The organism is Halomonas sp. (assembly GCF_034520545.1).
Classification (GTDB): Bacteria; Pseudomonadota; Gammaproteobacteria; order Pseudomonadales; family Halomonadaceae; genus Halomonas.
In genome coordinates, this window is the sequence record NZ_JAXHNN010000016.1 from 161,992 (window position 1) to 184,951 (window position 22,960).

The following is a 22,960-nucleotide window of genomic DNA, read 5'->3' on the forward strand; positions in this document are numbered from 1 at the left end:
CATGATGGAGTTGTCTTCCACCCTGCTGCTGGCCGGCCTGGAGCGCACCCTGAACGCCCTGCTCGCCAGAGATCCGGCGGCGCCGTCGCGTCTGGCCCGGCTGGCCGGCCAGCGCATTCTGTTGCGCTTGGAGCAACCCGACCTGGCGCTGGCCATCCACTTCCATCCGGCCGGTCTCGATCTGATCCGCCCCGACGACACCGCCGAAGAGGCCTTTGACGCGGTGGTCGAAGTTGACGCCGAGACGCTCGGCGAGCTGCTGGGCGGTGCCTCGGTCGAGCGCCTGATGTTCCAGGGAAAGCTCGCCGTGCGAGGTCGCACCCACCTGCTGGAAGCAACGCGCGATCTGCTGCTCGACCTCGACCTGGACTGGGAGGCGGAGCTGGCCCGCTGGCTCGGCGACATCCCGGCCCATAGCCTGGCCGAGGGGCTACGCAGCCTCTCCCGCTGGGGCCTGCGCACCCGCCAGGAGTTCTGCGCCGACGTCAGCGAATATGTCTTCGAGGAAGCACGGCTGCTGCCGGGGCGTCACCAGCTCGAGGCGTTGCGCGACCAACTGACCGAGATGGAAATCGCCACCGACCGCCTTGACGCGCGCCTGGCCAGGCTCCGACGCCGCTTGACCGAGCCGGAGAAGACGCCATGATCCTCAGGCCCATGCGCATTCTTTGGGTGGTCACCCGCTATCGGCTCGACACTATGCTGCCCTTAGCCCGCATGCCCTGGTGGCTGCGCAGCCTGTTCATCCTTTCACCGCTGCGCCTGGTACCGATCGGCAAACGCCCTCGCGGCGTGCGCTTGCGCCTGGCGCTGGAGGAACTGGGGCCGATCTTCGTCAAGTTCGGCCAGATGCTCTCGACCCGGCGCGACCTTCTCCCCGAAGACATCGCCGACGAACTGAAAAGGCTTCAGGACCAGGTGCCGCCCTTCCCCGCTCATCAGGCCAAGGCGCTGGTGGAGGAGGAGCTGGCGATGTCGCTGGAAAATGCCTTCGCCAGCTTCGAGCCCGAACCACTGGCGTCGGCCTCCGTCGCCCAGGTGCATGCCGCCTGGCTGCACGGGGGAGAGGCCGTGGTGGTCAAGATCATCCGCCCGGGGATCGACCGAGTGATGCGCCAGGACATGGCGCTGCTGTACCGCTTCGCCAGCGTGCTGGCGCGAATTCCCGAGGCCCGCCGACTGCGCCCGGTGGAAGTCGTCCGCGACTACGAGTCAACGCTGTTCGACGAGCTCGACCTGACCAAGGAAGCGGCCAACACCTCTCAGTTGAAGCGCAATTTCAAGAATTCGCCGCTGCTCTACGTACCGGCCATCTACTGGGCACTCACGCACCGTCGCGTGATGGTACAGGAGCGCATCTACGGGGTTCCGGTGGCCGATACCGCGGCACTGCTCGCCCAGGGCACAAACCTCAAGAAGCTGGCCGAGCGCGGCGTGGAACTCTTCTTTACCCAGGTATTCCGCGACAACTTCTTCCACGCCGATATGCACCCGGGCAACATCTTCGTCTCCTTCGAACATCCCAATGACCCGCAGTACATCGCCATCGACTGCGGCATCGTCGGCAGCCTGACCCGCGAAGACCAGGACTACCTGGCACGCAACCTGCTGGCCTTCTTTCATCAGGACTACTATGAAGTGGCGGCACTGCACATCGAGTCCGGCTGGGTAGGCGAGGGAACCCGAGCCAACGAGTTCGCCGCGGCGATCCGCACCGTGTGCGAGCCGATCCTCGAGAAGCCGCTCAAGGACATCTCCTTCGGCCAGGTGCTGCTGGGCCTGTTCCAGACCGCTCGACGCTTCAACATGGAGGTGCAGCCGCAGCTGGTGCTGCTACAGAAGACGCTGCTCAACATCGAAGGGCTGGGCCGCCAGCTCTATCCCGACCTGGACCTGTGGAGCACCGCCAAGCCCTTCCTGGAGCGCTGGATGAAGGAGCGGGCCGGAGTCAGCGGTCTCTGGGAATCGCTCAAGCGACAGGCTCCGGAGCTCTCACACCAGTTGCCCGAGCTACCGGTGCTCGCCTACCAGGCCCTGAACCGTGCCGAGCTCGAACACCGCCAACGGCGCCATCAATCCGACGCCATGAACGGTATTTTCCAACAGCTTAGCCAGCGGGGCAGGAGCCAGCGGCGGCTGCGCCTGGGCCTGCTGCTGCTGGCCGCAGCGCTGGCCTGGCAGCCGTTGACCGAGTGGGCCGCGGACCAGACCTGGCCGGTGCTGGCCGCCGCCGCCCTCGGCGTACTGTTGTTGGCCTGGCACTGATTAGCCCTTGACCTTTTCTTCCACAGCTACGGGATCTTCCCCATGAGCGACATTCTCGATCAACTTCATGCCGTACTCGAAGAACGCCGCCGAGCGGAGCCCCAGAACTCCTACGTGGCGGCCTTGCATCACAAGGGACTGAACAAGATACTCGAGAAGGTTGGCGAGGAAGCCACCGAGACCTTGCTGGCTGCCAAGGACGCCGAGCACGGCGACGAGTGGGCTCGCCAAGCGTTGGTCGCCGAAACGGCCGACCTGTGGTTTCATAGCCTGGTAATGCTCTCGCACCTGGGCCTCGACCATCACCTGGTCCTGGATGAGCTGGCCCGACGCTTCGGCGTCTCGGGACACGACGAAAAGGCCGCGCGGCAATCATAGCGTCAACTGGCCCTTCCGGGACCTCCCGGAGCCCCAACCTGAGGAAGCAACTATGTTAGGTGGTATCAGTATCTGGCAGCTGCTGATCGTTCTCGGCATCATCATCCTGATCTTCGGTACCAAGAAGCTGCGCAACGTCGGCGGCGACCTGGGCGGTGCCGTGAAGGGCTTCAAGAAGGCCATGCACGAGGAAGAGAAGGAAAAAGACGAGGACGAGAAGACGGACGACCCCAAAGCCCGCGTAAGCCATGACGAGGAGCTCAACACCTACGACGTCAAGGCCGAGCAGAAGGCCCAGGACCAGGAAGAGCGTCAGGAAGAGCGCAAGTAACCCGCCATGTTCGATATGGGCTTTCTCGAACTGATGCTCATCGGCGTGGTGGGCCTGCTGGTGCTGGGTCCCGAGCGCCTGCCAAAGGCGGCACGCACCCTGGGACTGTGGATCGGCAAGATCAAGCGCACTGTTTCCGGCATGCAGCGCGAGATCAGTTCTCAGCTCGAGGCCGAGGAGTTGCGCCAGAAACTCGACGAGCAGCAGAAGAAGCTCGACGAGGGCGTAAAGCAGGTCAAGCGCGGTGTGGAGAGCATCGCCGAGGAAGACGACGTCAAGCGCCCGTCGACCTCGGCGGATGACAATGCTAGTGAGGCACCGCCAGCCCCTCCCGAGAAACGACTCGACGACGCCCTCGCCAGAGCCCGCACGGGCAGCGAGGGCGATGATCGCCAGCGCCCCGCCGATGCCTCAACTGCCGACAAGGATTCTGCCCCCCGATGAGCAAGACCGGTGATCCCCAGGAGCAGAACCAGGCCCCGCTGATCGAGCATCTCATCGAGCTGCGCTCGCGGCTGATGCGCGCTGTGATCGCGATCCTGGTGATCTTCCTGGGCCTCTATCCTTTTGCCAACGACATCTACTCGTTCGTCGCCCAGCCGCTGATGGCACTGCTCCCGGAAGGCTCGCAGATGATCGCCACCGAGGTGGCCTCGCCCTTCCTCGCGCCCTTCAAGCTCACACTGGTGGTAGCGGTATTTGCCGCCATTCCCTATGTGCTGCACCAGGCCTGGGCCTTCGTGGCCCCGGGCCTCTATGACAACGAGAAGGCGCTGGCGCTTCCGATCCTGGCCTCCAGCATCGCGCTGTTCTATGGCGGTGCTGCCTTCGCCTACTATGTCGTCTTCCCGCTGTTGTTCCAGTTCTTCACCCAGACCGGGCCTGCGGACGTCGCGGTGATGACCGACATCAACCAATACCTGAACTTCGTCCTCAAGCTGTTCTTCGCCTTCGGGGTGGCCTTCGAGATTCCGATCGCGACTTTCCTGCTGATCCTCTCGGGCGCCACCACGGTGGAGAGCCTGTCGAAGAAGCGTCCCTATGTGGTGCTGGCCTGTTTCGTCATCGGCATGCTGCTCACCCCACCTGACATTGTCTCCCAGAGCCTGCTGGCGATACCGATGTATCTGCTCTACGAGGTTGGACTGCTGTTCGGTCGCCTGGTACGTCGCAAGCGGGAAAAGGATGAGGAGGACGACTTCTAAGCTGAAAGCTTAAAGCTGTAAGCCATAAGAAACCCCCAGGGCTCAATGTCTGGGGGTTTCACTTCCAGATTACAGCTTACCGCTCCCGGCGCAGCCGGTGCGCCGGACCGTCGGGTCAGAGATCCATCATCTCATCGACGCGGTCGACCAGCTTGAAGATGCCGGTGGCAGCCTCGCTGATGCGCGTGGCAAGCATGTAGGCCGGGGTGGTTACCACGCGGTTCTCGTAATCAACCACGATGTCCTCGACCCCGCAACTGCGGTGAAGGCCGCCCATGGCACTTATCAGACCGGTGACCCCCGGATCATGCCCCACGGTCACGGCGATGCCGGGTGCGAGAAGGCGCGGCACCAGCACCGGGCTGATGCACATCAGGCCGATAGGCTTGCGCGCCTCATGAAAGCCGGACAGCGCCTCGGTAAGCGCGTCGAGCACCTGCATGCCATCGCCCGCCTCGGCGAAGTTCGAGAGGTTCTTGGCGACACCGAAGCCGCCGGGAAGGATGACCGCATCGAAGTCATCGGCCTCGAGTTCGTCGAGGGGCGATATCTCGCCGCGAGCCAGGCGTGCCGACTCCGTCAGCACGTTGCGACGCTCACCCTCGACCACCTTACCGTGACGATGATCGACGACATGATGCTGCTCGATGTCGGGGGCGAAGCAGCGATAACCCAGACCAAGCTGGTCGAGGCGCAGCAGGGTCAGAGTGGTCTCGTAGATCTCGGCGCCGTCCTGCACTCCGCATCCCGAGAGGATGACCGCCACCTGTTTGCTCATGCCTTTCTCCTTGAGGGTAGGCGCCCGGCGAAGCCAGGCCCTGAAATCCGGAAGCCTTCACTTTAGAGAGTCGGCCCGGGTGCGACAAGGCGCAGCTTTCGACACTGGACGACACTGATATACTCGAGACATCCGAGCTTCGCTGTCATCAATCCGTCACCCTGCATCGCCACAATGACGGGACGGCTGTCCCGCCCCCTACCCGGAGAGACGCCTTGAGCTTCATGACCACACGCCAGTTCCCTGCCTCACGTCTGCGCCGCATGCGTCGCGACGACTTCTCGCGCCGCCTGATGCGTGAGCACACCCTGACGGCGGCCGACCTGATCTGGCCGGTATTCGTGCTAGAGGGCGAGGGCCAGCGCGAGGCGGTGCCCTCCATGCCGGGCGTGGAACGGCTTTCCCTCGACCTGCTGATCGAGGAGGCCCGGGAGGCTTTTGCGCTCGGCATTCCGGCCATCGCCCTCTTCCCGGTGGTGGGAACGGCGTTGAAGAGCGAACTGGCCGAGGAGGCCTACAACGCCTCGGGTCTCGTCCAGCGCAGCGTACGTGCCCTCAAGGAGGCGATCCCCGGGCTCGGCATCATCACCGACGTGGCGCTGGACCCCTACACCAGCCACGGACAGGACGGCATCCTCGACGAGGCGGGCTACGTCCACAATGACCGCACCGTGGAGACGCTGCTCAAGCAGGCACTCTCCCACGCCGAGGCCGGTGCCGATGTGGTGGCCCCCTCGGACATGATGGACGGGCGCATCGGCTCGATCCGCCATGTGCTGGAGCAGGAGCGGCTGGTCAACACCCGGATCATGGCCTACAGCGCCAAGTACGCCTCCCGCTACTATGGCCCCTTCCGCGACGCAGTGGGCTCCGCCGGCAACCTGGGCAAGGCCGACAAGACCACTTACCAGATGGACCCGGGGAACGGCGACGAGGCCCTTCACGAGGTGGCCCTGGACCTGTCCGAGGGGGCCGATATGGTGATGATCAAGCCCGGCATGCCCTACCTGGACGTGGTGCGTCGGGTGAAGGACGAGCTCAAGGTGCCCACCTTCGCCTACCAGGTGAGCGGCGAGTATGCCATGCACATGGCCGCCTTCGAAAACGGCTGGCTGGAGGCGGACGCGGTCATCCTCGAGTCGCTGCTGTGCTTCAAGCGCGCCGGAGCCGACGGCGTGCTGACCTACTTCGCCAAGCGAGCGGCCAGGCTGCTTGCGACGACATAGACGACGGAAGGGGCAGCCCCCTTCCGCCCGACGACAGGGAAATCCCATGGAAGAGACACGCGGCCCCGACCGGCAAATCGACATGCCCACGCCTGCGCGGGGCGTCGAGCCTCCCGCTCCGCGGCTGAACCAGACCCGCACCGGGATCAAGCCCAAGGCGCTGCCGGACCCTGAGGCGGACCTGACCGACCCCGGCCTCTACTTCAACCGTGAGCTCTCCCATCTGCAGTTCAACGTCAGGGTCCTGGAGCAGGCCCTGGACGAGGCCCATCCGTTGCTCAACCGACTGATGTTCCTGCTGATCTTCTCGTCGAACATGGACGAGTTCTTCGAGATCCGCGTGGCCGGCCTCAAGAATCAGATCCTGCTCGGCGACGACTCCACCGGTGCCGACGGTCGTTCACCCCGCTCGGTCCTGGCCGAGATCGCCCAGATCGCTCATGCCCAGGTGGCACGCCAGTACCAGATCCTCAACGAGGTCCTGATCCCCGCTCTGGAGGCACAGCGGCTGCGCTTCCGCCGCCGAGGCGACTGGACCGAGGCCCAGCGCGCCTGGGTGCGCAACTACTTCGAAACCGAGATCATGCCGGTGATCAGCCCCATCGGCCTGGACCCATCCCATCCCTTCCCTCGCCTGGTCAACAAGAGCCTCAATTTCATCGTCCAGCTGGAGGGCAAGGACGCCTTCGGCCGCGAGGGTGGGCTGGCCATCCTGCCGGCACCGCGCTCGCTGCCACGGGTGATCGCCTTGCCCGAGGCGCTCTGCGAGGCGGGCTTCAGCGAGTACATTTTTCTCTCCTCGATGATCCACGCCCATGCCGAAGAGGTATTTCCCGGCATGTCGGTCCTGGGCTGCTACCAGTTCCGACTGACCCGCAACGCCGACCTTTCCGTGGACCCCGAGGAGGTTTCCGACCTCGCCTCGGCACTGCGCGGCGAGCTGCTGTCACGGCGCTACGGTAGCGGAGTCCGGCTGGAGGTAGCCGACAACTGCCCCGACGAGCTGACCGAGTTCCTGCTCAGGCAGTTTCAGCTCGAGGAGACAGACCTCTTCCGGGTCAACGGCCCGGTGAACCTGACGCGCATGATGTCGGTGCTGGGCGACGTAGAGCGCCCCGAGCTGCTCTATCGTCCCTTCATTCCCGGCTTGCCCAAGTCACTGCGCAAGGCCGACAGCGTGCTGGCCGCGATCACCGATGGCGATATCCTGCTTTACCACCCCTTCCAGTCCTTCTCTCCGGTGGAGGAGATGCTCGGCGAGGCCGCCCGGGATCCGGACGTGCTGGCCATCAAACAGACCCTCTACCGCACCGGCGCCGACTCACCCATCGTCAACGCCCTGGTCGAGGCCGCCGGTAACGGCAAGGAGGTCACGGTAGTCATCGAGCTGCGGGCACGCTTCGACGAAGCCGACAACCTCGCCCTGGCCTCGCGTCTGCAGGAAGCCGGGGCCATCGTCATCTACGGGGTGATGGCCTACAAGACTCACGCCAAGATGATGCACATCGTGCGTCGTGAACGGGGCAAGTTGCGTCACTATGCCCATCTGGGCACCGGCAACTACCACTCACGGACCGCCAAGCTCTACACCGACTACAGCCTGCTCACCGCCGACCCCGTGCTGTGCGCCGACGTGCACAAGGTCTTCCAGCAGCTCACGGGCATGGGCCGGGCCCGACATATCGAGCAGCTGCTGCACGCCCCCTTCACCCTGCACGAGCAGATGGTGGCCAAGATCGACCGAGAGGCAGAGCATGCCCGGAAGGGCAAGCGCGCCCACCTGATCGTCAAGTGCAACTCGCTCACCGAGCCCAAGCTGATCCAGGCCCTCTACCGTGCCTCCCGTGCTGGGGTGGAATGCGACCTGATCATCCGCGGCATGTGCTGCCTGCGCCCGGGCATTCCCGGCATCTCGGAAAACATCCGAGTGCGCTCGATCATCGGCCGCTTCCTGGAGCATACCCGGGTATTCCATTTCCACAACGACGGCCAGCCCGAAATCTGGGGGTCCAGCGCCGACTTCATGGCGCGCAACATGTTCCATCGAGTGGAGACCTGCTTTCCGCTGCTTGACAAGAAGCTGGCTGCCCGGGTCCGCAAGGATCTCGAGACCTACCTGGTGGATAACTGCCAGAGCTGGCTACTGCGCAGCGACGGCATCTACGTCAAGCAGCAGCCCGGCGACGCGGCCCCGATCAGCGCCCAGGAGACCCTGCTCTTCGCCTATGCAGCCAGGGCGTGACTCAGCCCTTGCGGAACGCATCGAGGTCGTGAGGATCAAGCCCGGATACCTGCTCGGGCAGGCCGCGCTCGCGGCGGGCGGCTCGCACCACCTCGCGTTCGGCGAGCAGTTCCGCATCGTCGTCGAGGGTGCGGCCGTTGAGCTCAGCGAGCTGGGCCATGCCCTGATGGTAGAAGGCGAGCACCCCCAGCGCCGTGTCGTTGCCCTCCGCCATGCCGCGGCGTAGCGCCGGCAGATAGCCGCTGACCCGTGAGAGATGGTGCTTGAGCTGCCAGACATAGCGCATCTCGGTCATCCAGGGACGCTCGCGCAGCACCGCAAAGACCAGGCTGGTCGCGACCAACCCCAGCAGCACGCCCAGCACGTTGAGCCAGAAGCCGCCGCCGAAGGCGACCTGCAGCAACTGAGCGAACACCAGACCGAACACGATCAGTTGGCCAGCCATGGCCAGGCTGATCAGCTTGGCCTTGCGGCGATAGGTTTCGGGATCGTGGTCTTCGAACTTGAACGACATGGAGGCTCCGGGCGGCGATTCAGGAATGGAGCATTATCCTGACAACGCCATCCGGGGTACAGAACTAGCGAAGACGCTCCGCGGCCGTCAGCAGCAGATGCTCGGTAGTCTCCCAGCCGATGCAGGCGTCGGTGACCGAGACCCCATGGCGCAGCCGACCCGGTTCCAGCGGCTGTTTGCCTTCGTGGAGATGGCTCTCCAGCATCAAGCCCGCCAACGCCGTCTCGCCGGCCTGACGCTGGGCCAGCACGTCGAGCAGCACCTCGCTCTGGCGACGGTGATCCTTGCGCGCATTGGCGTGGCTGCAGTCGACCATCAGCCGAGGCGACAGGCCCACCTCCTCCAGGGCGTGGCGCGCTGCATGGACATGGGAGGCCTGGTAGTTGGGCTCGCCGTGGCCGCCACGCAATACCAGCTGGGTATGGGGATTGCCTGTCGTTTCGCGCACCGTCGGGCGCCCTTCTTCATCCAGCCCGAAGTGGCTATGCGGATGCGCCGCGGAGCGCATGGCATCCAGCGCCACGCCAATGTCGCCGCCAGTGGCGTTCTTGAAGCCTACCGCCGCATCGAGACCGCTGGCCACCTCGCGGTGCAGCTGCGACTCGGTGGTACGGGCCCCGATCGCCACCCAGGAGAGCAGGTCCTCCAGATAGGGCGCCAGCATTGGTTGCAGGAGTTCGGTAGCCACCGGCAATCCCAGCTCGGCCACCTCGCGCATCAGCTGGCGAGATACCTTGAGACCACGAGCCATGTCGCCGCTGCCGTCGAGGTCCGGGTCGTAGGCCAGCCCCTTCCAGCCCACGGTGGTGCGCGGCTTCTCAACATAGACGCGCATTACCAACAGCAGCCGATCTTCCACTCGGGAGGCCAACGTCGCCAGGCGATGGGCGTATTCCAGGGCCGCCTCGGGATCGTGGATGGAGCAGGGGCCGACCACCACCAGCAGGCGATCGTCGTGGCCGGCGAGGATATTGCGCACGGACTGGCGCTGGGCCTCGATGCGGCGCGCCAAGGTCGGGGAGACGGGCAACTCGCGGCGCAATTCGCCGGGGGTGGGCAGCGGCCGGATCGAGTCAGGAGTAGAGTGCATGGTCTCGGTCAGGGCGGCGGCGGCAAGGGAAGCATTCATGGCGTCATCAACTCCGGATAGCGGACGTACATCGTGTTTGTCGAGTGCCAACGATTTCGCTACGGCCGGGCGTGGCGGAGTGAGCCGACCGCAGCTCGCTAAATCGCCAATAGCCGTAATAGCTCGCGAAGCTCCGAGTCAGGCGGATGGCGATGGACGCGGTCATGGTCTCTCTCCTTGCTGTCATCTGTGTGGTCGGGTGCCGGGAAACGCAAAACCCCCGGGCGGGGCTGCCGTCCGGGGGTTCTAACGGAGGCGGCCCTGGTGAGGAGAGCCTCCGGCGATGTCGCGTCTTGCGCTCAGGACATGGCCGTGGGCACCCCGTCAATAAACCAGTAGCCAAACCAGTGACCGCGCATGTCGACACGCACGGCACCGATGCAGGCGGCGCGGCAAGTGGACGTTGCATGGTCGATCATGGTCATGGGTCACTCCTGAAGTATCAGCTCATCCTGCCGCATTGCGGCATGGCTGGCAAGGGCCGTTCGTTCAGCCGGCGAACAGCTGATACACGCCGATGGTAGCCGGCAGAGCACTCATGGCCACCAGCACCACCAGGCCCAACACCACGGACAGCAGACCGCTGCCGTCCTTGAAGTTCGTGTCGTGTCCCGCCATGTGTCACTCCTCCGGATTGCGTCAGGTTAATAAGGCATTCTAGCGAAAATGGCAGCGTCCGACACGCCCCCGATGGTCGCAGGCTCAACGCAGGTGGCGCCCGCCATCCACCGGCAGGGTCACGCCGGTGACGTAGCGGTTGTCGAGCAGGTAGCGCAGGCTCTGATAGATCACCCCGGGGCCGGGAATCATCTCCATCACCGACTTGGCGCGGGCCTTCTCGGCGTAGGCCTCATCGTCGCCCTCGTTAAGCATGATCATTGCCGGGGCGATGGCATTGACCTGGATCGCCGGGGCGTACATGGCGGCAAACGACAGCGTCAGGTTGTCCAGCCCCGCCTTGCTGGCAGCGTAGGCGGCATGCTTCCTGGAGCCCTTCTGCACCACATAGTCGGTCAGGTGCACGATGTCGCGCTGGGGCTCGCTGCACTTCTCGAGCAGCTCACGGGCATGAAGGTTGATCAGGTAGGGCGCCAGCATGTGAATGCGAAACAACCGCTCGAAATTCGCTCCTGCCTCGGTGCCGCTGGAGTCCGGCGCCCAGGCACTGGCGTTGTGGACGATCGCACGTAGCGACCTCGTCTCTTTCTTAAGCCGCTCGAGAAAGTCCATGATGCCCGCCTCCGTCGCGAAATCGGCAGGCAGAGTGATGATGCCTCGCTCACGCAGTGTGGCCAGCTCGGGGCGCTCGCGACGATAGGTGATAATCACCGGGTGGCCGTCGTCGACCAGGCGCTCGGCACAATGACGCCCCAGCCTCTGGGCACCACCGGTGATCAGGATCGGCGAGGCACTCAAGACCGCTCCTTCCGCACCAGGCTGCCCGCAGTAGGCACGATGGGGTCGCGCGGCGCATAGGCGAAGACATCCGAGAAGACCCGCGAGGGCATCAGCCCCAGCGAGGCGAGCACGTCGACGCAGGCATAGACCATGCCCGGTGAACCGGAAACGTAGACATCATGCCCCGAGACATCCTCCAGGGTCGTCGCCAAAGCCTGATCGATACGGCCGCGATGGTCGATGACTCGTTCCCCTGCCACCGCTTCCTCGGGCTCGAGCTCGGTCACGGCGTGGAAGCGGACATTGGCATGCCCTTCCGCCCATGCCCGGGGCAGGCGCTCCAGGTAGAGGTCCCGACGCTCGCGTGCCGCCCACCAGAGATCGATCTCTCGCGCCGGGTCATCATGCAGCGCCGCCTCGACGATCGCCTTCATCTGGGCAAAGCCGGTACCGGCAGCGATCAGCAACAAGGGGCGCGTGCTGTCCGGGTCGAGTAGGCAGTCGCCGCCGGGCAGGCGCAGGGTCAGACGCTCGGCCACCTGGAGCAGCTCGCGCAGCCGGGCGGAGTTGTCTCGCTCCGGCCAGTGCTGGATGTGCAGTTCGATGGTGCCATCGCCGGCATGGGCATTGGCGATGGAAAACGGCACCCAGAGGCCCTCATCAAGCTTCAGTTCCAGGTACTGGCCGGGATCATGGGCCACGGCTTCAGGCCGGCCCTCCAACTGGACACGGAAGACGTCCGGGGTGAGGTCCTCGACCTCGGTGACCAGGCAGGTCAGGATCCTTGGCGTCATGAAAGCCTCATGAAGTTGTCAAAGTGTCGTGTTGTCAGGGAATGCAATGCCCAGCTCGTTCCAGCGCTCGCTGACGCGGGCCTTGATGGCCTGGTCCATGACGATGGGCGTGCCCCACTCGCGATCAGTCTCGCCGGGCCACTTGCTGGTAGCGTCCAGGCCCATCTTGGAACCCAGGCCGGCCACGGGCGAGGCAAAGTCCAGGTAATCGATAGGGGTGTTCTCCACCATCACGGTATCCCGGGCCGGGTCCATACGCGTGGTGATGGCCCAGATCACGTCCTTCCAGTCCCGAGCACAGACGTCATCATCGAGCACCACCACGAACTTGGTGTACATGAACTGGCGCAGGAAGCTCCACACCCCCATCATCACCCGCTTGGCGTGGCCCGGGTACTGCTTCTTCATGGTCACCACCGCCATGCGGTAGGAACAGCCCTCTGGCGGCAGATAGAAGTCGAGGATCTCGGGAAACTGGCGGCGCAGGATGGGTACGAACACCTCATTGAGGGCGAGTCCCAGAATCGCCGGCTCGTCAGGCGGTCGCCCGGTATAGGTTGAGTGGTAGATAGCCTTCTCGCGCATGGTCATGCGCGTCACCGTGAATACCGGGAACTGATCGACCTCGTTGTAGTAGCCGGTATGGTCGCCGTAGGGGCCCTCCGGCGCAGTGTCATCGGGGTAAATGAAGCCCTCAAGGATGATCTCCGCCGACGCGGGGACCTCCAGATCGGCATGGCCACACTTGACCAACTCGGTGCGCGAGCCACGCAAGAGGCCGGCGAAAGCATACTCGGAGAGGCTGTCGGGAACCGGCGTCACGGCCCCCAGTATGGTGGCCGGATCGGCGCCCAGCGCCACCGCCACCGGAAAGGGCTCGCCGGGGTGGGCCTGCTGAAACTCCTGGAAATCCAGGGCACCACCGCGGTGGGAGAGCCAGCGCATGATCAACCGGTTGCGGCCGAGCTTCTGCTGACGATAGATCCCCAGGTTCTGGCGTTTTTTGTGGGGGCCCTTGGTGATCACCAGCGGCCAGGTGACCAGCGGCGCGACGTCACCCGGCCAGCAGTGCTGAATCGGCAGGCGGTCGAGGTCGACCTCCTCGCCCTCGTAGACGAGCGCCTGCACCGGCGCCGAGCGCACCGTCTTGGGGCCCATGCTCATCACCTGCTTGAAGATGGGCAGCTTGCTCCAGGCGTCGCGGAACCCCTTGGGCGGTTCGGGCTCCTTGAGGAAGGCCAGCAGTTCGCCTACCTCGCGCAGCGCGGCCACTGAATCCTGGCCCATGCCCATGGCGACGCGCTTGGGCGTGCCGAAAAGATTGCCCAGCAGGGGCATCTTGTGTCCCTTGACGTTCTCGAACAGTAGCGCTGGGCCGCCGGCGCGCAGGGTGCGGTCGCAGATCTCGGTGATCTCGAGGTAGGGATCGACCTCGGCGGTGACGCGTACCAGCTCGCCCTCGGCCTCGAGCATCGCGATGAACTCGCGCAGGTCCTTGTATTTCATGAGGCGAAGTTCCCATTATTACGAACGACGAAAGGGGCAGAATAGCATCTGCCCCTTTGCGGTGCCGCGACGCCGTACTTACCGACGCTTCATGGCCTCGAAGAACTCGAGATTCGTCTTGGTATCCTTCAGGCGGTCAATCAAGAACTCGGTGGCAGCGGTGTCTTCCATGGGATTGAGCAGCTTGCGCAGGATCCACATGCGCTGCATTTCCTCCTCGGAGGCGAGCAGGTCCTCGCGGCGGGTGCCACTGCGGCGAATGTTGATCGCCGGATAGACGCGCTTCTCGGCCAGCTTGCGGTCCAGGTGCGCCTCCATGTTGCCGGTACCCTTGAACTCCTCGAAGATCACCTCGTCCATCTTCGAGCCGGTATCCACCAGGGCCGTGGCGATGATGGTCAAGCTACCGCCCTCCTCGATGTTGCGTGCCGCACCGAAGAAACGCTTGGGCTTCTCCAGGGCATGGGCGTCAACACCACCGGTGAGCACCTTGCCGGAGCTCGGCACCACGGTATTGTAGGCCCGTGCCAGGCGAGTGATGGAGTCGAGCAGGATCACCACGTCCTTCTTGTGCTCCACCAGACGCTTGGCTTTCTCGATCACCATCTCGGCGACCTGCACGTGACGGGCCGGTGGCTCATCGAAGGTCGAGGCGACCACCTCGCCGCGCACGGTGCGCGACATCTCGGTCACTTCCTCCGGACGCTCGTCGATCAGCAGCACGATCAGATGGCAGTCCGGATCGTTGCGGGTGATGGAGGTGGCAATATTCTGCAGCATCAATGTCTTGCCCGCCTTGGGCGGGGAGACGAGCAGGCCGCGCTGACCCTTGCCGATGGGCGCCACCAGGTCGATGATCCGCGAGGTCAGGTCCTCGGTGGAGCCATTGCCGATCTCCATGCGCAGACGCTCATCGGGAAACAGCGGCGTGAGGTTCTCGAACAGGATCTTCGACTTGGCATTCTCCGGCTTGTCGAAGTTGATCTCGCTGACCTTGAGCAGCGCGAAGTAGCGCTCTCCTTCCTTCGGCGGGCGAATCTTGCCGGAGATGGAATCGCCCTTGCGCAAATTGAAGCGGCGGATCTGGGAGGGCGAGACGTAGATGTCGTCGGGGCCGGCCAGATAGGAGCTATCGGCGCTGCGCAGGAAGCCGAATCCATCCTGCAGAATCTCCAGCACACCATCGCCGAAAATCGGCTCGCCGCTCTTGGCATGCTTCTTAAGGATGGCAAAGATGATGTCCTGCTTGCGAGAACGTGCCAGGTTATCGATGCCCATCTCGCGGGCGATCTCCAGGAGCTCCGGCACTGGCTTTTGCTTGAGTTCGGTAAGATTCATCGGTGTGTTCAGAATTCGCTCGTGGAAGCCGGGCGGCAGTGCGCCGTGAGGAAAGACAGGAGGCGAGACGATGACGCCCTGTGGATGCGTTCAGAGCCCGGACAGGCTACCTCTCGTCAAGCTGCATCGTATGGCCATGGACGGGCGACCGCACTGAGGGGTTGCCGGGCCGATATCGGAAGCGAGGAAGCAGGTTCGTTTTCGCCTGACCTGCGGTTCCGGGCCAGGTGGCCGGGATCGCGGGCTGAAGCAGTGGGCTGTCTGACGACTTGGAAACTGACCGCGACGGGATCGCCGTTAAACGGTCGGGAAGCATTCGGAACAGGCGAACAGCCCGATACTAGTCAAGGCGGCGGGCGAACGCAAGCCCTTCGGTTCGCTACAATTGACACGACCGGGAGTGCCGCGCACCCTTGCCTCTGACCGATCCCAAGGAACTGCCATGACATCGCCACAGGACCCGGCGCCCTCCGCTGCCACCCCACTTCCGGCTGCCGTGCCCGGCGACCCCATCCGGCTCGCCGCCATCGATCTTGGCTCCAACAGCTTCCACCTGCTGGTGGCCAACTATCAGGACGACCGCCTGCAGGTGGTCGCTCGGCTCGGCGAGAAGGTCCAGCTGGCCGCCGGACTGGACGAGGACGGCCACCTCGGCGAAGAGGCCATGCAGCGCGCCCTCGACTGCCTGGCCCGCTTTGCCCCCTTCCTCGTAGATATCACCCCAGGTCACCTGCGGGTGGTGGGCACCAACGCACTTCGTGACGCCACCAACAGCCAGACGCTGATCGAGCGCGCCGAGGCCCTGCTCGGCCACCGTATCGAGATCATCGCCGGCCGCGAGGAAGCCCGCCTGATCTATCTGGGCGCGGCCCACGCCCTGGCCGAGGACGGCCGCCGGCTGATCGTCGACATCGGCGGTGGTTCCACGGAGTTCATCATCGGCGAGCGCTTCGAACCCCTGGCACTGGAGAGCCTGCGCATGGGCTGCGTGACCTTCACCCGCCGCTTCTTCGAGGGAGGCGAGATCAACGAGAAGCGCATGCGCAAGGCAGAGCTTGCTGCCCTCTCGGAGCTGGCCAATATCCAGCGCCCCTACCAGCGCCTGGGCTGGACCGACCCGGTGGGCTCCAGCGGCACCATCAAGGCGGCGGCCGCGGTGATTGCGGCCGCCGGGGATGCTCCCGAGGGGGTGATAACGCGCACCGGCCTGGCCACCCTGCGCAAGCGCCTCATCAAGTGCCGCAAGCTCGACAAGGTGGCCATGGAGGGGCTCAATGCCGACCGCTCGCGGGTCTTTCCGGCCGGGGTGGCGATCCTCGGTGCCATCTTCGAGGCCTTCGAGCTGGAGCAGATGCGCTATGCCGATGGCGCCCTTCGCGAAGGGGTTCTCTACGACATGGTGGGACGCAACAGTCCCGAAGACTCGCGCCTGAAGACCCTCGACAACCTGGCCCGCAATTACCAGGTGGATGGCCGCCAGGCCGAGAACGTGGCGACGACCGCTGGCGCCCTGCTCGACCAGGTCCGCGACGCCTGGAGCCTCGATGATGACCAGGCGCGCTTCCTCGACTGGGGCAGCCGGCTGCATGAGATCGGCTTGGCCATCTCCCACAGCCAGTTCCATCGCCACGGCGCCTATCTACTGGAGTATTCCGACCTGGCTGGCTTCTCGCGGCCGGAACAACGCCTGCTGGCCTTCCTGGTGCGCGCCCACCGCCGCAAGTTCCCGGTCAAGGAGTGGCAGGCCCTGCCCGGGGCGGAGCGACACCCTCACGCCCGGTTGGCCCGGTTGCTGCGTCTGGCGGTCATCCTCAACCACTCGCGCCCCGAACAGCCCCCCGCCGTGCCGCTGCTCGAGGCCAATGGCGAAACGCTGACGCTGATGCTCACCGGCGAGGATACCCCGGCGCTGCTCCTAAACGACCTTGAGCAGGAAGTGGCCTATCAGCAGACCGCGGGCTTCACTCTGGTGATTCGCGGTGGCTGACCCACCCCTCGGCGATCGCCAGCCACGCCTCTTTCACGGGGTCAATCATCGCCACCGGGGTATCTCCTTCCCTAACCACCAGCAGCCGCCCGCGTTCCCAGGGCGGCACCCCAAGTTCCTGCAGCAGCCGCTTGAGATCGCGCCGGCCACGGCCAGGCAGCCGTAGCCGTTCGCCCCCCTGCCGCGGTCCCACCTTGAGGCGGACCGACGCACCATCGACCCGGCCCAGCGAGACCCGCGCCTCCCCCAGCGGTGTGGCCAGGGAAGAGCAGCCATCCCATTCGGCCTGCCAGTCGGCCGGCAGCGGCTCGGGGGGCGTCAACAGATAGAGATGCCTTCGCCAGACCCTGGCCTCCGCATCGGGCCAGGCCACTCGCACCTCGGCATCCTCCCCGGCACCGAGCTGAGCCAATAGCGTCTCGAGCCGTCGTGCCGGCGGAAGCGGCAGACACAGCCGCTCGCAGCAGTGACGCACCAGCGAGCGCCGGCGAGCGTCTGATAGCCCGGCCAGCCCGTCGAGCATCAGCCGTGCCGGGTTGCCACCCAGGCGCTCGAGGTCCAGTTCGGCCAGTTGCGCCAGCAGGGTGTCGGCCTCACCGGCCAGCGCTGCGCTGCGGGAAAGGGCCTCGCCGATGTGAGGCCAGCGAGATGCCAACAGGGGCATCACGGCGTGACGCAGGAAGTTACGATCGAGCGTCTCGTCGTCGTTGGAGGGATCCTCCACCCAGGTCAGGCCCTGCTGTTCCGCCTCGGCCTCTAGAGTCGAGCGTGCGATATCGAGAAGCGGACGCTCGAGCCATCGATTCTGCCAGTCGCGGCACGCCGTCATCCCGGCCAGGCCGCGCACCCCGCTGCCGCGCAGAGCGGCCAGCAGGAAGGTCTCTGCCTGGTCATTCAGGTGCTGGGCCAGCCAAAGGGTCTCCCCCGGCGACACTCGCCGCGCAAAGACGCTGTAGCGTGCCTCTCGCGCCGCCCCTTCTAACCCCTGCCCGGCGGCCAGATCGACGGAAATCCGCTCGACATGGAGTGGTACGCCGAATCGCGAACACAGCCGCCGGCAGTGACGCTCGAAGTCGTCGGCGGCGGGCTGCAGGCCGTGATGAACGTGCAGGGCCCGCAGCGGGCGGGGATGACGGTGGGCGGACGCAGCCGCCAGGGTCAGCAGAAGCGAGGAGTCCAGGCCTCCGGAAAGGGCCACCCAGACACTGCGCCCCGGCGGAGTGTCTGCCAGGGCACGATCGATCAAACGCTGAAGGGACATGGCCGCGTGCGGAACGTCCCCTTAGAGAGGGGCCCCGTAGCTCATCAGACGTTCATAGCGCCGCTCCAGCATGCGCTCGGTGTCCATCGTTTCCAGGCGGTCGAGGCTAGCCAACAGTGACGCCTTGACTCGCTCGGCGGTGATCAAGGGGTGGCGATGGGCACCGCCCAGGGGCTCAGGAATCAGGGTATCGACCAACCCCAGCTCCTTGAGGCGCTCGGCGGTGATACCCATGGCCTGAGCCGCATCCGAGGCCTTTTCGGCACTCTTCCAGAGGATGGAGGCGCAGCCCTCTGGGGAGATCACCGAGTAGGTGGAATATTGCAGCATGGCCAGTTCGTCGCAGACGCCGATGGCCAGCGCCCCGCCGGAGCCACCCTCGCCGACCACGGTGGCGACGATGGGGGTACGCAGGCGCGACATCACTGCCAGATTGTAGGCGATAGCTTCGGACTGGCCGCGCTCCTCGGCATCGATACCCGGATACGCCCCCGGGGTGTCGATGAAGGTGAGCACCGGCATGCGGAAGCGCTCGGCCATCTCCATCAGACGGCACGCCTTGCGGTAACCCTCGGGGCGCGGCATGCCGAAGTTGCGGCGCACCTTCTCGTGGACATCGCGGCCCTTCTGATGGCCGATCACCATCACCGGCCGGTCATCCAGGCGCGCCACGCCGCCGACGATGGCGGCATCGTCAGCGAACTTGCGATCGCCATGGAGCTCGTCGAAGTCGCTGAAGACGTGCCCCAGGTAGTCGAGGGTGTAGGGTCGCTGAGGATGGCGCGAAAGCTTGGAAACCTGCCAGGGGGTCAAGTCCTTGAAGATCGACTCGGTAAGCTTGCGGCTCTTCTCCTCGAGCCGGCCTATCTCGTCGCTGAGGTTAACCTGGCTGTCGTTGCCAACCAGCCGCAGCTCCTCGATCTTGGCCTGGAGTTCGGCGATGGGCTGTTCGAAGTCGAGATAGTTCGGATTCATTGGCCGGGTGCCTTGTCATGTTTCACCGCCCTGCCCGTCGAGGCCAGGCGCGGCACGAAAAGTGAAGTCGCTGGCATTATCGCACCCTTGACGCCCGGCGCAAGGCAGCACCTCAGCGGTACTTGAGCCGGACACCGTCCTGGCCCTGCACCTCGCGCAGGCCGGTGAGCAGTTCATCGCTGGGCGTGACGCGCCACTCCTCGGCGAGTTCCAGCCAGCCCGAGGCCTCGGCGTTGCTGTAGCGCAAACGCACCGGCAGGCCCTCACCGTCACAGAAGGGGGCGAGGCTCGCGCGCAGCGAGTCCACCAGCCGCCCGTTGAGGCGAGCAGCATCGAGAGAGAGCTCCACCGCCTGACCGAAGCGACTGCGCGCCTCGACCATCGGCGTGACCTCTTTGCCGCGAAGACGCAGACCGCCAGAGTAGTCGTCGCTGGATACCTCGCCCTCCACGATCATCACCTGGTCGGCTTCGAGACGACCGCGCAGTTGGTCGTAGAGCTCACCGAACAACGACGCCTCGATACGCCCGGTGCGATCGTCAAGGGTAATGAAGGCCATGGTATCGCCACGCTTGGACTTCATGGTCCGCACGCCAACCACCAGGCCCGCCACCCGCTGGGGTTCGCGGGAGGGCTTCAGGTCGCTGATGCGGGTGGAAACGAAGCGCTCCAGCTCCTTCTCGTACTCGTCGATGGGATGACCGGTGAGGTAGAGCCCCAGGGTGTCCTTCTCGCCGGCGAGGCGCTCCTTGTCGCTCCACTCGCGGGCCTGGTGATAGCTGGCATAGGCATCGGTGGCCGACTCATCGACGAAGGCCTCGCCGAACATGTCCATCATCCCCAGGTTCTGGTTGGTCTGATTCTGCGCGGCGGCGCGGATCGCGTCGTCCAGGGCGGCGCTGAGTACCGCGCGGCTCGGCCCCAGGGTATCCAGGGCACCGGAACGGATCAACGCCTCCAGGGTGCGCTTGTTCATGCGCTTGGGATCGACCCGGCGACAGAAATCGAACAGGTCCTCGAAGGGACCCTCCGCCTCGCGCGCCTCGACGATGGCGCCGATCGGACCCTCGCCAACCCCGCGAATCGCTCCCAGGCCATAGACGACCCGCGCCTGGTCATCGACGGTAAACTTGTAGCCACCGACATTGACGTCGGGCGGGGTCACTGTGAGTGAGAGGTGACGACACTCCTCGATCAGCGGCACCACCTTGTCGAGGTTGTCCATCTCGGTGGACATCACCGCCGCCATGAAGGGACCCGGGTAATGTGCCTTGAGCCAGGCCGTCTGGTAGGAGACCAGCGCATAGGCGGCCGAGTGCGACTTGTTGAAGCCGTAACCGGCGAATTTTTCCACCAGATCGAAGATGTTGCCGGCAAGCTCCGCATCGATGCCGTTGGCCTCGCAGCCCTCAAGGAAACCGGCGCGTTGCTTGGCCATCTCCTCGGGCTTCTTCTTGCCCATGGCACGGCGCAGCATGTCGGCCTGGCCCAGCGAATAGCCCGCCATCACCTGGGCGATCTGCATCACCTGCTCCTGGTAGAGGATGATGCCGTAGGTGGGGGCGAGTACGGGCTCGAGCAACTCATGCTGGTAGTCCGGGTGGGGATAGGAGATCTCCGCCCGGCCATGCTTGCGGTTGATGAAATCGTCGACCATGCCCGACTGCAGGGGGCCCGGGCGGAACAGCGCCACCAGGGCGATCATGTCCTCCAGGGAGTCGGGCAGCAGGCGCTTGATCAGCTCCTTCATGCCGCGCGACTCGAGCTGAAAGACCGCGGTTGTCTCGGCCTTCTTGAGCATCTCGAAGGTCGGCACGTCATCCAGCGGGATGGTGTCGATGTCCAGTGCCCCCTGGCCCTCCGTAGCGCGCACCTTGTCGACCATCTCCAGCGCCCAGTCGATGATGGTCAGGGTGCGCAGGCCGAGGAAGTCGAACTTGACCAGCCCCGCCTCCTCGATGTCGTTCTTGTCGAACTGCACCATCAGGCCGTTGCCGTCCTCGTCGCAGAGCAGCGGCGAGAAATCGGTGAGCTTGGTCGGCGCGATCACCACGCCGCCGGCGTGCTTGCCGGTGCCGCGGGTGATGCCCTCGAGCTTCAGCGCCATCTCCCAGATCTCGGCCGCCTCCTCGTCGGCCTCGAGGAACTCCTTGAGGGCCGGCTCGGCCTCGAGGGCCTTGGCCAGGGTCATGCCCACCTCGAAGGGGATCAGCTTGGAAAGCTTGTCGCCCAGCGAATAGGGCTTGCCCTGGGCGCGTGCCACATCGCGTACCACCGCCTTGGCGGCCATGGTGCCGAAGGTGACGATCTGCGACACCGCGTCACGGCCATAGCGGTCAGCGACGTAGTCGATCACCCGGTCGCGCTTCTCCATGCAGAAGTCGACGTCGAAGTCGGGCATCGAGACCCGCTCGGGGTTGAGGAAGCGCTCGAACAGCAGGTCGTAGCCGATGGGGTCGAGATCAGTGATCTTCTGAGCGTAGGCCACCAGCGAGCCGGCCCCCGAGCCACGCCCCGGCCCCACCGGGACGTCGTTGTCCTTGGCCCACTGGATGAAGTCCATCACGATCAGGAAGTAGCCGGGGAAGCCCATCTGGATGATGATGTCGAGCTCGAAGTCGAGCCGCTTGCGATAGCGGGCATCGATCTCGGCATACTCTGTCGCTTCGCGCGGATAGCGATCGGTCGGAAAGAGGACGTCCAGACGTTCGGTGAGTCCATCGTGGGAGATCTTGCGGAAGTAGTCGTCCTGGGTCATGCCTTCGGGAATCGTGAATTCCGGCAGGAAGATCTCGCCCAGGCGCACTTCCACGTTGCAGCGCGCGGCGATCATCACACTGTTTTCCAGCGCCTCGGGAATGTCGGCGAACAGCTCCGCCATCTCCGCGGGGCTCTTGAGGTACTGCTCCTCGGTGTAGCGCCGCTCGCGGCGCTTGTCGTCCAACGCCTTGCCCTCGCCGATGGCCACCCGGGTCTCGTGGGCCCAGAAGTCGTCGCGGGCCAGGAAGCGCACGTCGTTGGTGGCCACCACCGGGGTGCCGGTCTCGACGGCCAGATCCACCGAGAGGTGCACGCACTCCTCCTCCAGCGGCCGGCCGGTGCGGGTCAGTTCCAGGTAAAAGCGCCCCGGAAAGGCGGAGTTCCACTCCTCGAGCAGGGCACGGGCCTCGTCGTGATGATCGCTGAGCAGGTGGCGGCCGACCTCCCCCTCCCGACCTCCAGACAGGGCGATCAGTCCCGCGCTCTGCTCGAGCACCCAGGCCTTGTCCAGCAGCGCCTGGCCTTGACGCTGGCCATGCAGCCAGCCTCGCGAGATCAGCTCGGTGAGGTTGCGGTAGCCCGTCTCGTCCATGGCCAGCAGCGTCAAGCGATAGGGATGCCCCTCGTCATGGGGGTTGGCCAGCCAGAGGTCGCAGCCGATGATCGGCTTGAGCCCCGCCCCCTGGGCGCCCTTGTAGAACTTGACCAGCCCGAATAGGTTGGCCTCGTCGGTCAGCGTCAGGGCCGGCAGGCCCTGATCCACGGCGGCCTGGACCAGCGGTTTGAGACGCACCAGGCCGTCGACCAGGGAGAACTCGCTGTGAACGCGAAGATGAACGAAGGGCGTGGTCATAAGGGGCTCGGGATTGATGA

Annotated in this window: 21 protein-coding genes; 9 read left to right on the forward strand and 12 right to left on the reverse strand. The window is 65.0% G+C overall.

The window, feature by feature from the left end; genetic code table 11:
* The first annotated feature begins 4 nt into the window (after positions 1 to 4).
* The 6 genes from U5L98_RS17860 to tatC are packed head-to-tail and all read left to right on the forward strand — an operon-like array spanning position 5 to position 4,179.
* Positions 5 to 646, forward strand: coding sequence for a ubiquinone biosynthesis accessory factor UbiJ (locus tag U5L98_RS17860; protein WP_322559602.1), 642 nt, complete (start codon positions 5 to 7; stop codon positions 644 to 646).
* Positions 643 to 2,265, forward strand: a complete 1,623-nt coding sequence (gene ubiB, locus U5L98_RS17865) for a ubiquinone biosynthesis regulatory protein kinase UbiB (protein ID WP_322559603.1) — start codon at positions 643 to 645, stop codon at positions 2,263 to 2,265. The genes U5L98_RS17860 and ubiB overlap by 4 nt, the downstream gene beginning before the upstream one ends.
* 42 nt (positions 2,266 to 2,307) lie before the next feature.
* Positions 2,308 to 2,643, forward strand: a complete 336-nt coding sequence (locus U5L98_RS17870; protein ID WP_322559604.1) for a phosphoribosyl-ATP diphosphatase — start codon at positions 2,308 to 2,310, stop codon at positions 2,641 to 2,643.
* 52 nt (positions 2,644 to 2,695) lie between these two features.
* Positions 2,696 to 2,974: a Sec-independent protein translocase subunit TatA gene (tatA, locus tag U5L98_RS17875; protein WP_322559605.1), complete on the forward strand. Its 279-nt coding sequence runs from the start codon at positions 2,696 to 2,698 to the stop codon at positions 2,972 to 2,974.
* Positions 2,975 to 2,980: 6 nt separating this feature from the next.
* On the forward strand, positions 2,981 to 3,418 hold the full coding sequence (gene tatB, locus U5L98_RS17880) for a Sec-independent protein translocase protein TatB (protein WP_322559606.1): 438 nt from the start codon (positions 2,981 to 2,983) through the stop codon (positions 3,416 to 3,418).
* Positions 3,415 to 4,179 (forward strand): twin-arginine translocase subunit TatC, encoded by a 765-nt coding sequence (tatC, locus tag U5L98_RS17885; protein WP_322559607.1) that lies wholly within the window; start codon positions 3,415 to 3,417, stop codon positions 4,177 to 4,179. Before tatB ends, tatC begins: the two co-directional genes overlap by 4 nt.
* A 115-nt stretch (positions 4,180 to 4,294) precedes the next feature.
* Here tatC and elbB read toward each other — a convergent pair whose 3' ends face one another.
* A complete protein-coding gene (gene elbB / locus U5L98_RS17890) occupies positions 4,295 to 4,957 on the reverse strand; it encodes an isoprenoid biosynthesis glyoxalase ElbB (RefSeq protein ID WP_322559608.1) in 663 nt (220 codons plus the stop codon).
* Between the two features lie 224 nt (positions 4,958 to 5,181).
* Between elbB and hemB the strand changes: the two genes are divergently transcribed.
* Positions 5,182 to 6,183 carry a porphobilinogen synthase gene (gene hemB, locus U5L98_RS17895; protein WP_416208280.1) on the forward strand — a complete coding sequence of 334 codons (1,002 nt, stop codon included), beginning with the start codon at positions 5,182 to 5,184 and terminating at the stop codon, positions 6,181 to 6,183.
* Positions 6,184 to 6,229: 46 nt separating this feature from the next.
* Complete coding sequence (gene ppk1, locus U5L98_RS17900) at positions 6,230 to 8,425, forward strand: polyphosphate kinase 1 (RefSeq protein ID WP_416208277.1); 2,196 nt, start codon at positions 6,230 to 6,232, stop codon at positions 8,423 to 8,425.
* Between the two features lies 1 nt (position 8,426).
* Here the strand turns inward: ppk1 and U5L98_RS17905 are convergent, their stop codons facing one another.
* From U5L98_RS17905 to rho, 8 genes are all read right to left on the reverse strand, one after another.
* Positions 8,427 to 8,939 carry a DUF3087 family protein gene (locus tag U5L98_RS17905; RefSeq protein WP_322559610.1) on the reverse strand — a complete coding sequence of 171 codons (513 nt, stop codon included), beginning with the start codon at positions 8,937 to 8,939 and terminating at the stop codon, positions 8,427 to 8,429.
* Between the two features lie 64 nt (positions 8,940 to 9,003).
* Positions 9,004 to 10,068, reverse strand: a complete 1,065-nt coding sequence (locus tag U5L98_RS17910; protein WP_322559611.1) for a 3-deoxy-7-phosphoheptulonate synthase — start codon at positions 10,066 to 10,068, stop codon at positions 9,004 to 9,006.
* Between the two features lie 299 nt (positions 10,069 to 10,367).
* Positions 10,368 to 10,493 carry a hypothetical protein gene (locus U5L98_RS17915; RefSeq protein WP_322559612.1) on the reverse strand — a complete coding sequence of 42 codons (126 nt, stop codon included), beginning with the start codon at positions 10,491 to 10,493 and terminating at the stop codon, positions 10,368 to 10,370.
* Positions 10,494 to 10,557: 64 nt separating this feature from the next.
* Positions 10,558 to 10,686, reverse strand: a complete 129-nt coding sequence (locus tag U5L98_RS17920; protein WP_322559613.1) for a hypothetical protein — start codon at positions 10,684 to 10,686, stop codon at positions 10,558 to 10,560.
* An 84-nt stretch (positions 10,687 to 10,770) separates the two neighbouring features.
* Positions 10,771 to 11,484, reverse strand: coding sequence for a dihydromonapterin reductase (folM, locus tag U5L98_RS17925; RefSeq protein WP_322559614.1), 714 nt, complete (start codon positions 11,482 to 11,484; stop codon positions 10,771 to 10,773).
* The gene (locus U5L98_RS17930; protein ID WP_322559615.1) at positions 11,481 to 12,260 is read right to left on the reverse strand and encodes an NAD(P)H-flavin reductase; all 780 of its coding nucleotides are present in this window, start codon (positions 12,258 to 12,260) and stop codon (positions 11,481 to 11,483) included. The genes folM and U5L98_RS17930 overlap by 4 nt, the downstream gene beginning before the upstream one ends.
* A gap of 18 nt (positions 12,261 to 12,278) precedes the next feature.
* Positions 12,279 to 13,766 (reverse strand): 4-hydroxy-3-polyprenylbenzoate decarboxylase, encoded by a 1,488-nt coding sequence (gene ubiD / locus U5L98_RS17935; RefSeq protein WP_322559616.1) that lies wholly within the window; start codon positions 13,764 to 13,766, stop codon positions 12,279 to 12,281.
* 78 nt (positions 13,767 to 13,844) lie between these two features.
* Positions 13,845 to 15,104 (reverse strand): transcription termination factor Rho, encoded by a 1,260-nt coding sequence (gene rho, locus U5L98_RS17940; RefSeq protein ID WP_322559617.1) that lies wholly within the window; start codon positions 15,102 to 15,104, stop codon positions 13,845 to 13,847.
* 442 nt (positions 15,105 to 15,546) lie between these two features.
* Here rho and ppx point away from each other — a divergent pair, with 442 nt between their 5' ends.
* A complete protein-coding gene (gene ppx / locus U5L98_RS17945; RefSeq protein ID WP_322559618.1) occupies positions 15,547 to 17,091 on the forward strand; it encodes an exopolyphosphatase in 1,545 nt (514 codons plus the stop codon).
* Here the strand turns inward: ppx and tilS are convergent.
* The 3 genes from tilS to dnaE all read right to left on the reverse strand — a co-directional run bounded on the left by tilS (position 17,066) and on the right by dnaE (position 22,940).
* Positions 17,066 to 18,352, reverse strand: a complete 1,287-nt coding sequence (tilS, locus tag U5L98_RS17950; RefSeq protein WP_322559619.1) for a tRNA lysidine(34) synthetase TilS — start codon at positions 18,350 to 18,352, stop codon at positions 17,066 to 17,068. The genes ppx and tilS overlap by 26 nt on opposite strands.
* Positions 18,353 to 18,373: 21 nt before the next feature.
* The gene (gene accA / locus U5L98_RS17955; RefSeq protein WP_322559620.1) at positions 18,374 to 19,327 is read right to left on the reverse strand and encodes an acetyl-CoA carboxylase carboxyl transferase subunit alpha; all 954 of its coding nucleotides are present in this window, start codon (positions 19,325 to 19,327) and stop codon (positions 18,374 to 18,376) included.
* A 112-nt stretch (positions 19,328 to 19,439) separates the two neighbouring features.
* Entirely contained in the window at positions 19,440 to 22,940 is a 3,501-nt protein-coding gene (gene dnaE / locus U5L98_RS17960) for a DNA polymerase III subunit alpha (protein WP_322559621.1), read from the reverse strand.
* Between the last annotated feature and the right edge of the window lie 20 nt (positions 22,941 to 22,960).

Excerpts from the sequence above, each read along its gene's own strand:
- U5L98_RS17860 (WP_322559602.1), top strand. The coding sequence starts at position 5 with ATGGAGTTGTCTTCCACCCTGCTGCTGGCCGGCCTGGAGCGCACCCTG.
- ubiB (WP_322559603.1), top strand. The coding sequence starts at position 643 with ATGATCCTCAGGCCCATGCGCATTCTTTGGGTGGTCACCCGCTATCGG.
- U5L98_RS17870 (WP_322559604.1), top strand. The coding sequence starts at position 2,308 with ATGAGCGACATTCTCGATCAACTTCATGCCGTACTCGAAGAACGCCGC.
- tatA (WP_322559605.1), top strand. The coding sequence starts at position 2,696 with ATGTTAGGTGGTATCAGTATCTGGCAGCTGCTGATCGTTCTCGGCATC.
- tatB (WP_322559606.1), top strand. The coding sequence starts at position 2,981 with ATGTTCGATATGGGCTTTCTCGAACTGATGCTCATCGGCGTGGTGGGC.
- tatC (WP_322559607.1), top strand. The coding sequence starts at position 3,415 with ATGAGCAAGACCGGTGATCCCCAGGAGCAGAACCAGGCCCCGCTGATC.
- elbB (WP_322559608.1), bottom strand. The coding sequence starts at position 4,957 with ATGAGCAAACAGGTGGCGGTCATCCTCTCGGGATGCGGAGTGCAGGAC.
- hemB (WP_416208280.1), top strand. The coding sequence starts at position 5,182 with ATGACCACACGCCAGTTCCCTGCCTCACGTCTGCGCCGCATGCGTCGC.
- ppk1 (WP_416208277.1), top strand. The coding sequence starts at position 6,230 with ATGGAAGAGACACGCGGCCCCGACCGGCAAATCGACATGCCCACGCCT.
- U5L98_RS17905 (WP_322559610.1), bottom strand. The coding sequence starts at position 8,939 with ATGTCGTTCAAGTTCGAAGACCACGATCCCGAAACCTATCGCCGCAAG.
- U5L98_RS17910 (WP_322559611.1), bottom strand. The coding sequence starts at position 10,068 with ATGAATGCTTCCCTTGCCGCCGCCGCCCTGACCGAGACCATGCACTCT.
- U5L98_RS17915 (WP_322559612.1), bottom strand. The coding sequence starts at position 10,493 with ATGACCATGATCGACCATGCAACGTCCACTTGCCGCGCCGCCTGCATC.
- U5L98_RS17920 (WP_322559613.1), bottom strand. The coding sequence starts at position 10,686 with ATGGCGGGACACGACACGAACTTCAAGGACGGCAGCGGTCTGCTGTCC.
- U5L98_RS17930 (WP_322559615.1), bottom strand. The coding sequence starts at position 12,260 with ATGACGCCAAGGATCCTGACCTGCCTGGTCACCGAGGTCGAGGACCTC.
- ubiD (WP_322559616.1), bottom strand. The coding sequence starts at position 13,766 with ATGAAATACAAGGACCTGCGCGAGTTCATCGCGATGCTCGAGGCCGAG.
- rho (WP_322559617.1), bottom strand. The coding sequence starts at position 15,104 with ATGAATCTTACCGAACTCAAGCAAAAGCCAGTGCCGGAGCTCCTGGAG.
- ppx (WP_322559618.1), top strand. The coding sequence starts at position 15,547 with ATGACATCGCCACAGGACCCGGCGCCCTCCGCTGCCACCCCACTTCCG.
- tilS (WP_322559619.1), bottom strand. The coding sequence starts at position 18,352 with ATGTCCCTTCAGCGTTTGATCGATCGTGCCCTGGCAGACACTCCGCCG.
- accA (WP_322559620.1), bottom strand. The coding sequence starts at position 19,327 with ATGAATCCGAACTATCTCGACTTCGAACAGCCCATCGCCGAACTCCAG.
- dnaE (WP_322559621.1), bottom strand. The coding sequence starts at position 22,940 with ATGACCACGCCCTTCGTTCATCTTCGCGTTCACAGCGAGTTCTCCCTG.